Genomic DNA, 10,126 nt, shown 5'->3' on the forward strand with positions numbered 1-10,126 from the left:
ACCGGCCACCTCATGCACCTCAGCGGCGGCGCCGAACTCGGCTATCGTCGGACCAGTTAATCAGCCCCTGCGCCCCTGACTCCTGACTCCTGACTCCTGACCCCTGACCCCTGACCCCTGACCCCTGACCCCTGACCTCTGACCCCTGACCTTAAAGCCATTTAATCGTGAGGAAATTAATTAGAATGACTATATCAATTCAAAATTAGAACTCAAACAAAAAAAAATTGCAAGATCTTACAGCAATCTTACAATTTTTAAATTCATCAGTAATTATCTCTAGCGATCGAAATTTATTGGTTTGCGTCCTCGATCGCGATCGCCATAGTCATCGTATCGATCGTATTCATCGTCTGAATTGCGGTCGTCATAGGAATTACGATCGCTATAATCGTCACGGTCGTCATAGGGATTGCGATCGCTATAATCGTCACGGTCATCATAATCATTCTTAGGACTTGGATCGACATCCTCTACAGGTTGATAGTCAACTACATAATCTCCAGGGATTGACGAATCATCTTCTTCATAACTACGACCCAAATCGCGATCGTCGTAACTGTTACCTAAATTACCTTCATCGTAACTATCTTCTGGTTCGTAACTGCGACCCAAATCCGCAGGACTCGGTCTGCGTCGAGAAGGAGAAGGGGGTGTCTGGTTAACATAGTTATCCGCTCTTTCTTCTGGGTTGGGACGAGGTCGGGGACGAGAAGCCGTACGGGGACTATCCGACCAATCATCATAATTATTAGTTGCAGCTGGGCTAGGGCGACGACGGGAAGGACTTTTACGCTCGCTATAGCGGTCTTCGCGGGGGCTATTATACTCATTGCGATCGGGTCGATTGCGGGCAGGTCGGCGTTGGGGTTCGTCGTCCCGATAATCTCTGGTGGGGGCAGGTCGGCGTCGAGAGTCGGGTCTTCTAGAAGTACGAGGGTTAGGATCGTCGTAGGGGTTCAATCTAGGACTATTGTAGTTGGGTTCGACTCCATCATAAACATTGTCGTAGGATTCATAGGGATCGATGCGATCGACTTCAGCCTCTGTATAAACTCGGCTACGACTTACAGGGCGATCGCGATCGACTATTGGAGTGTTGCGTCGCGCTTGTTCTGTGGCAACACCACGCATTCTAATACTTTCAAAAGCAAAGAAAATTGTTGTTCCTGTTAACAAAAACTGACCGAATTGCAAAATCGGGTCTAGTCGCCAACCGTTAAAAAGTAAAATAATTCCACAAAGCAGACCCACCGCAGCAAAAAAGATATCATAATCCCTTGCTAACTCTGGGCGAATCGAGCGCAGAAAAAATAACCCCGCTCCTGCTACTGCTAAGAACAAACCTAAGATGGCTGCTGCATTCAGCCCAAAATTGACCATTACGATTCTCCTAATCTGGTTCTCATAGTTGTGAGGATGAATATATCTATACTCATCTTATGCGATTTTTATTTATACTCAATTTACCCAGAATGGTTATAACTTTTCCACAACCTAAAATTCTCTAAAAATATAACGACGGAACTGTTGGTAATACTACCCCGTCTCTTCTCCAGAGACAATTCCGCCGTTTAAAAATCAATAATAATTTTTTGCCGATCTTAGGGATCTATTAGGACTTACGTTGAATTTTGTCACTTTGACTGAGAACGATTAAGGCAATAGTTGCGGGGATCACTACAATTACTGCACCCAAGACCAAACTTAAAAGAAAATTAGATAATGAGGGAGTCATATTTTTTTATCCTGATTATTTTGTCTGTGTATTAACAATTTACGTTATTTTGTAATTTTAAAAGTTTTTTCATCAAAACTAAAGTCAATTACCAAGAATCGTTCCAAAGAAACTAATTTAATATTGTAGAGGGATAAGGGGTAAACCAAACGACCAGGTGTTTGATGCACTGCAAAATACCAGTACAATAAACAAAATATAGATTTACATTCTGTAATATTGTCGAGCCTTATATTCAATTAAAGTTATGAATTTATCGAGTGTTGGAGCGATCGCCGTTAGTCTTTTACTGGGATTAATGACAATTTTGTTTATTTTTAGAATTGTTCTTACTTGGTATCCTCAAGCAGAACTTAACCGTTTTCCTTTTAGTTTGGTAGTCTTCCCTACCGAGCCATTTCTCGCACCGCTACGTAAAATAGTATCTCCGATCGGAGGAGTGGATATCACCCCAATCATTTGGGTGGGAGTTTGCACCCTTTTGCGGGAGATTCTAGTCGGTCAACAAGGATTGATTACTATGGCGTTGAATCATTAAAGTTGCTGCTTCGGCAGAGAGAGGTTTAGCGAACAAATATCCTTGACCGAATTCAGCTTTTAAAGTTTGTAGGGTTTCAGATTGTTCTTCAGTTTCAATGCCCTCGGCAATCACTTTGAGATGTAAAACTTGAGCTAGGGTAATAATAGTTTTGATAATTTCTAAATTTTGTCGTTCGACGTTCATGGCTTCCACAAAGGAACGGTCTATTTTGAGAATATCTATCGGGAATTGAGGTAAATAGCTCAAAGAAGAATAGCCAGTGCCAAAATCATCTAGGGAAAGCTGAATCTGACGATTTTTAATTTGATGCAGCAGTTCGATTAATTGCTCTGTATTTTCTACCAACATACTTTCAACAATCTCAAATTTAAGATACTGACTGTCAACTTGAGTTTGGGCAATAATGCGATCTACCGTTGCCAGAAAATTCGGATCGTTAAGCTGTCTTCCCGCGACATTAATACTCATAGTCAGAGATTTTCCTGGGGGCAAACAATCTTGCCAATTTTTTAGTTGGCGACAAGCCCGCTCCATTACCCATTGTCCTAAAGGCACGATGCTTCCTGTTTCTTCCGCTAAAGAGACAAATTCATCGGGAGAAAGCAAACCTTTGGTGGGATGCTGCCAGCGTACTAGAGCTTCAAAGCCAATTAATTGCCGACTGTCTAAGGCATAAATAGGTTGATAGAAAAGAACCAACTCTTGATGAAGAATTGCTTGTCTGAGTTCGTTTTCTAGCTCCAAGCGATTCATCGCATCGAGATACATTTGGCGATCGAAGATTTCATATCTAGCTTTGCCTAATTCTTTGGCTCGATAGAGAGCAGTATCGGCATCTCTTAATAGATCTATTTCTCTTTCATATTCTGAATTGCCCACTGCAATGCCGATAGTTACGGTAATAAGTAAACTGCGATGACCTAAGTTAAATGATGAGGTAAATTCCTGCAATATTTTCTCGGCTACAGCAACGGCATCTTTCACATCCTTAATCTTATCTAGCAGAATTGTAAATTCATCTCCTCCCAATCTGGCAAGGGTAGTTTCAGGATAAATGCAATTTTCCAATCTTTGAGCGCAAGCAATTAATAATTCATCTCCTGCCAAATGTCCCAAACTATCATTAATCATTTTGAAACGATCTAGATCGATAAATAAAACAGCAAATTGTCGATCTGCATTTTCGATCGCATCATATAAACAATTTTTGAGTTGCTCCATAAATAGGCTGCGATTGGGCAATCCCGTCAAACTGTCGTGTAGGGCATCGTAACGTAGTTTTTCTTCTAGTTGATGGCTTTGTAATATTTCTTGCTTGAGGAGCGAATTGGCTAATTCTAGTTGAGAAATACGCTCTTTGACTTGTCGCTCTAATTCTCGATCCAGAGTCTGAACTCTAGTATTTGCTGCTTGCAGTGCCAGTTGATTTTTAACGCGGATTAATACTTCTTCTGTGGAAAAAGGTTTGCTAATAAAATCTACACTCCCTGTAGTCAAAGCTCGAATTCTATCTCGAATATCCTCTTGAGTGCTGAGAAAAATAACGGGAATAGTTTGAGTAATCTCATCTGCTTGGAGTTGTTCCCAGACTGGATCGCCATTTAGCCCAGACAAATTAATATCTAAAAGAATTAAGTCAGGTAAATCGTTGCGCGCTTTGATTAATGCCATCGAATCATTTTTGGCGCAACTTACTTGATAACCTTGCTCGGCTAGAGCAGTGGATAGTAATTCTAGATTATCTGCTACATCATCTACAATTAAAATCTTGTAAGCATACTCCTGAGAGACTTGATTCATAAAACAGTTAGGGAATGAATTCTAAATTAAAATAAGTTCAAACTAAGAAAAAGGCAACTTCTCAGTCTCTAAAACGTCTCTTAGAACTGTTACTATCGTAATTTAATTACAGTTGCCTCGATCGAGTTACTTTGATATGTTTTTAGGTTCGCTATTTCACCGTCGATCGCTTGAATTATTTAGCCTTATTATAATTAGTGCTTTAATTATTATTTCTATCCCATCATCTCTACAGGCACAATCCGAGCCCCAACCAGGACAAATTACTTTAAAGTCTGATATTCAAGAGTCTAATTCTCAAACTGGGATTATTACTGCCAGGGGAAACGTTAAAATCGATTATCCCGCACGACAAATCCAGGCTACTGCTGCTCAAGCTCAATATTACAGTCGCGAACGTCGTTTAATTTTGACAGGAGATGTTTATGTAATTCAAGCAGGAAATAGTATGCGAGCCGAAACTCTAACCTATCTAATTGATGAAGAACGTTTTATTGCTACCCCTCAAAGCGATCGCCAAGTAGAATCGACTTACATTATTACCAATCCCGAATAACCAATTTAGTGACTATCGTGGTTTTAATTTTAGAAAACATTCACAAATCCTACGGCAAAAGAAATGTAGTCAATCGAGTCAATATCAGAGTTTTGCCAGGAGAAATTGTCGGATTACTAGGCCCCAATGGTGCGGGAAAGACTACTACTTTTTATATAGCAACGGGTTTAGTCAAGCCCAACGAAGGTAAGGTTAAACTCAACGAGCGCAACATAACTACTTTAGCCCTCCACCAACGCGCTCGTTTGGGCATGGGATATCTTACCCAACAAGCTAGTATTTTCCGCAATCTGAGCGTTAGAGATAATATTCTTTTAGTTTTAGAACAAACAGGTATTCCCAAACCCGCCCGAATAATCCGTTTACAGCAATTGCTAGCAGAATTTCGCTTAGAAAAGGTAGCTAATACCCCAGGATCTTTAGTTTCTGGTGGAGAAAGAAGAAGAACTGAATTAGCACGAGCTTTAGCAGCAGGATTGGATGGCCCCAAATATTTACTCTTAGATGAGCCTTTTGCTGGGGTAGATCCCATCGCCGTTGGCGAAATGCAAGAAATTATTGCTCGGTTGCGCGATCGTCAAATAGGTATTTTGATTACCGACCATAACTTTCGGGAAACTTTAGCAATTACCGATCGCGCCTATGTGATGCGAGATGGGCAAATCTTGGCATCTGGTACGGCAGAAGAGCTATACAGCAATCCTTTAGTCAAACAATATTATCTGGGAAACAACTTTGAAAAATAAACTACAAAAAAAATACATTTAAAAATAACTATATTTTTTATAAAATATATTGATTTTTGTATATGATAGATAGTGGTAGTAACTATTCCATTCAGTAGCCCAGGAGTGACGACTTTTGATTCAAGCAACTCTACATCAACTAAAAGTCTTTGAGACAGTAGCGAGAAATGCTAGTTTTACCCGCGCAGCAGAAGAATTATTAATTACTCAGCCAACAGTTTCGAGCCAAGTTAAGCAGCTAACCAAAGCTATAGGATTACCTTTGTTCGAGCAAATAGGCAAAAGTCTTTATTTAACTGATGCAGGTAAAGAGCTATTAATGACTTGCCAAGATATTTTCGAGCGATTAGATAATTTTGAAATGAAAGTCGCTGACTTAAAAGGGACAAAACAAGGACAATTAAAACTAGCAGTAATTACTACTGCAAAATATTTTGTTCCCAGATTGCTGGGGTCTTTTTGCCAACATTACCCTGGTATTGATGTGGCTCTAAAAGTAACCAATCATCAAGAAATTCAACACAGAATGTCGAACAATAAAGATGATTTATATATTGTCAGCAATCCTCACAAAGACATAGACCTAAAAAGCCAGCCATTTCTCAACAATCCTTTAGTTGTGGTTGCCAAACGAGATCATCCTTTGGCAACTAAAAAAAACCTAGATATTCAAGAACTAAACGATAGCCCGTTTATTATGCGGGAACAAGGATCGGGAACGCGAGATGCGATTATTCAATTATTTGAAGAACATAATATTTCAGTCAAAGTAAAACTGGAATTAGGTAGTAACGAAGCTATCAAGCAGGCGATATCTGGAGGTTTAGGGATTTCTATTTTATCGGAACATTGTTTGATTTCAGAAAGAATATTAGGAGAACTAACTATTCTCGATTTTAATCATTTTCCGATTAAAAGACGTTGGTATGTTTGCCATCTAGCAGGGAAAAAACTATCGGTAATTGCCGAAACTTTTTTACAATATTTGTTGGAAGAAAGTCCTAAGATGAGTTTTCCCGAATCTAGTATTCTGGCTCAACTAACTAAATAGACTAAAAAAATTAATTATCTCGATTTTAGAATAATTTATTCATATATTACTAGGATAAAAAAATTAAATATAGCCTTTCTCTAATTAGCGAAATACACACCTATCAACTATCAACTATCAACTATCAACAAAAACCGAAGTCTTAACTACACCCCATTAAAATGAGAACCGCTCTAGACCTACTATAAAATTACAGCCGTTTTCAGTTAAATAGCTCTCTTGGAAAATTTACTAGTTCGTAGTTTTTAGTTTTTAGTTCTTAGTTTTTAAAGTTTAATTATGTGGTCTACCCATGTGAAAAGCGCAGTAAATTAGGACACAGGACTTTCTTCGTCTTCCAATCGAGAGCGATCGAAGTCTGTATCTGTCATAGCTTCCAACTGATCTTGCTCTGCTACTTCTTCAGCAAAAACATTACCATAAAGAAGTCCTGCTAAGATTGCACCCACAATGGGAGCTAACCAGAAAAGCCAAACCTGAGCAAAGAGTTCTTTTCCAGCCCACAAAGCAACCCCAGTACTGCGAGCGGGATTTACCGAAGTATTAGTGATGGGAATACTAATCAAGTGAATTAGAGTCAATCCCAAACCGATTGCCACGGGAGCAAATCCAGCGGGAGCGCGCAAATCTGTCGCACCTAAAATAATTAGCAAGAACATAAAGGTCATTACTACTTCTGTAATCAAACAGGTAAGTAAGTTATAACCACCAGGAGAATGTTCGCCAAAACCATTAGTTGCTAAAGGATTAGAACCTTCTAAGGTAAAATTACCATTACCACTAGCAATTAGATAAACAAAGCCTCCTGCTAAGATTGCACCAATTACTTGAGCAACAATGTAAGGTAATAGTTCTTTGCCAGAGAAGCGTTTCCCAGCCCATAAGCCGAAAGATACGGCAGGATTTAGATGACAACCAGAAATATGTCCGATTGCATATGCCATAGTTAAAACAGTTAGTCCAAAAGCCAAAGATACCCCGAGAAATCCCAAGCCGATATTAAAAAATCCGATGTCTGCGGTATTGCCAGTGTAGGCAGCAGCTAAAACAGCACTCCCACAACCACCAACAACTAACCAGAAAGTTCCGATTAATTCTGCTAAATATTTCTTCATAATCTTAAATATCCTCTAAGCTCAAATCCAAAAATTTATTTGTTAATTAACTTTTGAGTTTTAAGGAATTATACTTAAGGCAAATGCAAAAAGTGCAGATCTTTAATTCAAATTAATTATTTTCTTAAGTTAAATTTACAATTTGTCGTTTAACCTTCGGTTAGTTATTAGTTTTTGGGTCTAAGTCCCCTCTCATAATCTTCGATTTGAGTACTGTACGGACGTTTCATGAAACGTCCGTACTTAATTAATTAGTGGTACGGGCAGTCAGCATTGTGGGGGAACCCCACTGGTTAGCCCTCAGAATCTACTAATTAATTGAACTAAAAACTAACTACTAACTACTAAAAACTATTTTAATGGTAATTATTGACGCAAAGTTAAAATATCTACTCCATCTGGGGTAACGGCAATAGTATGCTCAAATTGAGCCGAGAGCTTGCCATCTTTGGTAATTGCCGTCCAACCATCATCTAACATTTGGGCTTCCCAAGTACCCTCATTAATCATTGGCTCGATCGTAAAAACCATTCCTGGTTTCATTTTTTTCTTTTGTCTGGGATCGAAATAATGAGGAATTTGAGGGGCAGTATGGAAAATATGACTCACTCCATGACCGACAAAATCTCTAACTACAGAAAAACCTTCTTGTTCGGCATACTCTTGAATTGCAGCACCAATATCATTAATTCTCGCCCCTGGTTTCACTTGGGCGATGCCTCTTCGCAGACATTCTTCAGTAACTTCGACTAATTTTTTGGCTTTAGGGGAAGGTGTACCCACAAAAAAGGTTCTGGAAGTATCCCCGTGATATCCATCGACAATGGGGGTTACATCAATATTGATGATATCTCCGTCTTTTAGTATTTGTTTGGCACTAGGAATGCCATGACAGATTACTTCATTGATGCTAGTACAAAGAGATCCAGGAAAAGGATTATCTTTAGGGCCATATCCCAAAGGCGCGCTCACTGCTCCTCTTTCTTGCGTCCATTTTTCAGCTGCATCGTTAATTTCTAGAGTGCTGACTCCTGGTTTAACCATTGGTGCTAGAAAATCTAATAACTCTGCTGCCAAAGCTCCCGCTCGACGCATTTTTTCAATTTCTCGACTAGAAAGTAGAGTGATTTGTTCGCTGCCCATTTCTTAATTTATTTTGCTCAATTGTTATGGTGGAGGTTTATTCCGTCTATATAGTCTATCAATAATCTATTTAACTATAACTGGAGTTGAGTTTAGACTTGGATTGCAAAAATCAGGATATTGGGCATCGATTTGACGGGCTTTGGTAACGAAAAAATCAAAATTACGTTGAGCCTGTTCTACTTCTTGATAAATATCTTGAGGATCTATTAAATGGGTAGTGGGCATTTTTTTACCCATCTCTTTTAGTACCATACCAATGGGAATGTTTAACTCATCTTGTAACTTAAGATAGCGAGCAAACAAGGGCGCGTAAGCACCAATTACCGAACCAATACCGCTACGGGGTTGATACCAGCCAATATAAGCTAGTTCTTTGTAGTCGGCTAAAAAAGCATCCCCATAACACTGTACTGTCGCCCCTTTGACTCGTTGTAATTCTGGGGGTAAAAAGGGATATGCCACATAATAACCAGTAGCGCAGACAATTAGGTCGAACTCATCGCGACTACCATCGGTAAATTCGACATATTTACCATCCAAACGACGCACTCCTGGTTTATAGGTAATGCGCCCGTGTTTGATATAGTAAGGAACTTCATTATTAATGGTAGGGTGCTTGTCATAAACGCGGTGTTTGGGTTTGGGTAAACCATAGGTTTCGTGCTTACCAAAGGTGAGGCGAATTAAAATGTAAGTCATCAGCCGTTGATACCAAGCAGGGCTTTTACCCTTTTTCCCAAATCGGCAACAGGCACACCCATAAAGGTTTTGGGGATAAACCACACTGAATCCCGCATACTAAGGGTACATTTTTCGGCAACGCGAGCCGATTCTGCGGCAATGTCGCAAGCCGAGTTACCGCCACCAATTACTAAGACTTTTTTCCCTACAAGTTGTTGGGGTTTTTTATAATCCTTGGAATGAATTATCTCTCCGTCAAATTCTCCTTCAAACTCAGGGAAACGCTTGCACCAATGATGACCGTTACACATAATTACGCCTTTATAAAGACGTTGTTCGTCATTAGCAAAGCTAACTCGCCATAAATTATTTTCCACTGGCAAGACTTCGGTTACCTTACGGTTTAATTCAATCTGCGATCGCAATTCAAAGCGATCGCAAAAAGCATTGATATAGTCCCGCATATTTTGACGGCTGGGAAAGTCGGGATAGCTTTCGGGCATGGGGAAGCACTTATATTCTGTTACTTTACGAGAAGAAATAATATGTGCGGTGTCGTAAACCCCGTGATACCAATTGCCACCAATATCATCGCTAGCATCCACTTGATCGTAATCGATATCAGCCTCTTTGAGAGCCTGGGCGATACCCAATCCGACAAAACCAGCCCCGATAATTAGTTGTTTTGTTTGATAGTTATTGTGATTGTTGTCAGAATTGCTCATGCAAATATTATCTCAAGTAGGCAATAT

The 10,126-nt window shown here is 39.6% G+C and carries 9 protein-coding genes and 1 pseudogene; 4 read left to right on the plus strand and 6 right to left on the minus strand.

What is annotated here, in order from left to right; genetic code table 11:
* Nucleotides 1-279: 279 nt before the first annotated feature.
* Entirely contained in the window at nucleotides 280-1,383 is a 1,104-nt protein-coding gene (locus AC33VI_RS07930; protein ID WP_491781727.1) for a Ycf66 family protein, read from the minus strand.
* Nucleotides 1,384-1,615: 232 nt separating this feature from the next.
* The gene (gene psbX, locus AC33VI_RS07935) at nucleotides 1,616-1,738 is read right to left on the minus strand and encodes a photosystem II reaction center protein PsbX (protein ID WP_491781728.1); all 123 of its coding nucleotides are present in this window, start codon (nucleotides 1,736-1,738) and stop codon (nucleotides 1,616-1,618) included.
* Nucleotides 1,739-1,985: 247 nt separating this feature from the next.
* On the opposite strand from psbX, the gene AC33VI_RS07940 reads away from it, so the two are divergent.
* Nucleotides 1,986-2,276: a YggT family protein gene (locus AC33VI_RS07940; protein ID WP_491781729.1), complete on the plus strand. Its 291-nt coding sequence runs from the start codon at nucleotides 1,986-1,988 to the stop codon at nucleotides 2,274-2,276.
* On the opposite strand, the gene AC33VI_RS07945 is transcribed toward AC33VI_RS07940, so the two are convergent.
* On the minus strand, nucleotides 2,232-4,079 hold the full coding sequence (locus AC33VI_RS07945) for a GGDEF/EAL domain-containing response regulator (RefSeq protein ID WP_491781730.1): 1,848 nt from the start codon (nucleotides 4,077-4,079) through the stop codon (nucleotides 2,232-2,234). The genes AC33VI_RS07940 and AC33VI_RS07945 overlap by 45 nt on opposite strands.
* Before the next feature lie 136 nt (nucleotides 4,080-4,215).
* Here AC33VI_RS07945 and AC33VI_RS07950 point away from each other — a divergent pair, with 136 nt between their 5' ends.
* The 3 genes from AC33VI_RS07950 (at nucleotide 4,216) to AC33VI_RS07960 (ending at nucleotide 6,432) form a co-directional block, all read left to right on the plus strand.
* Nucleotides 4,216-4,635 carry an LptA/OstA family protein gene (locus AC33VI_RS07950; protein WP_491781731.1) on the plus strand — a complete coding sequence of 140 codons (420 nt, stop codon included), beginning with the start codon at nucleotides 4,216-4,218 and terminating at the stop codon, nucleotides 4,633-4,635.
* A 17-nt stretch (nucleotides 4,636-4,652) separates the two neighbouring features.
* Nucleotides 4,653-5,381: an LPS export ABC transporter ATP-binding protein gene (gene lptB, locus AC33VI_RS07955; RefSeq protein WP_491781732.1), complete on the plus strand. Its 729-nt coding sequence runs from the start codon at nucleotides 4,653-4,655 to the stop codon at nucleotides 5,379-5,381.
* A 115-nt stretch (nucleotides 5,382-5,496) separates the two neighbouring features.
* Complete coding sequence (locus AC33VI_RS07960; RefSeq protein ID WP_491781733.1) at nucleotides 5,497-6,432, plus strand: LysR family transcriptional regulator; 936 nt, start codon at nucleotides 5,497-5,499, stop codon at nucleotides 6,430-6,432.
* Nucleotides 6,433-6,743: 311 nt separating this feature from the next.
* Here AC33VI_RS07960 and aqpZ read toward each other — a convergent pair whose 3' ends face one another.
* The 3 genes and pseudogenes from aqpZ to AC33VI_RS07975 form a co-directional block, all read right to left on the minus strand.
* Nucleotides 6,744-7,547, minus strand: a complete 804-nt coding sequence (aqpZ, locus tag AC33VI_RS07965; RefSeq protein ID WP_491781734.1) for an aquaporin Z — start codon at nucleotides 7,545-7,547, stop codon at nucleotides 6,744-6,746.
* A 366-nt stretch (nucleotides 7,548-7,913) separates the two neighbouring features.
* On the minus strand, nucleotides 7,914-8,690 hold the full coding sequence (map, locus tag AC33VI_RS07970; protein WP_491781735.1) for a type I methionyl aminopeptidase: 777 nt from the start codon (nucleotides 8,688-8,690) through the stop codon (nucleotides 7,914-7,916).
* A gap of 66 nt (nucleotides 8,691-8,756) precedes the next feature.
* Nucleotides 8,757-10,099 (minus strand): annotated as a pseudogene (locus AC33VI_RS07975) (flavin-containing monooxygenase).
* Nucleotides 10,100-10,126: the final 27 nt, after the last annotated feature.

It is taken from the genome of Waterburya sp. (assembly GCF_058530065.1).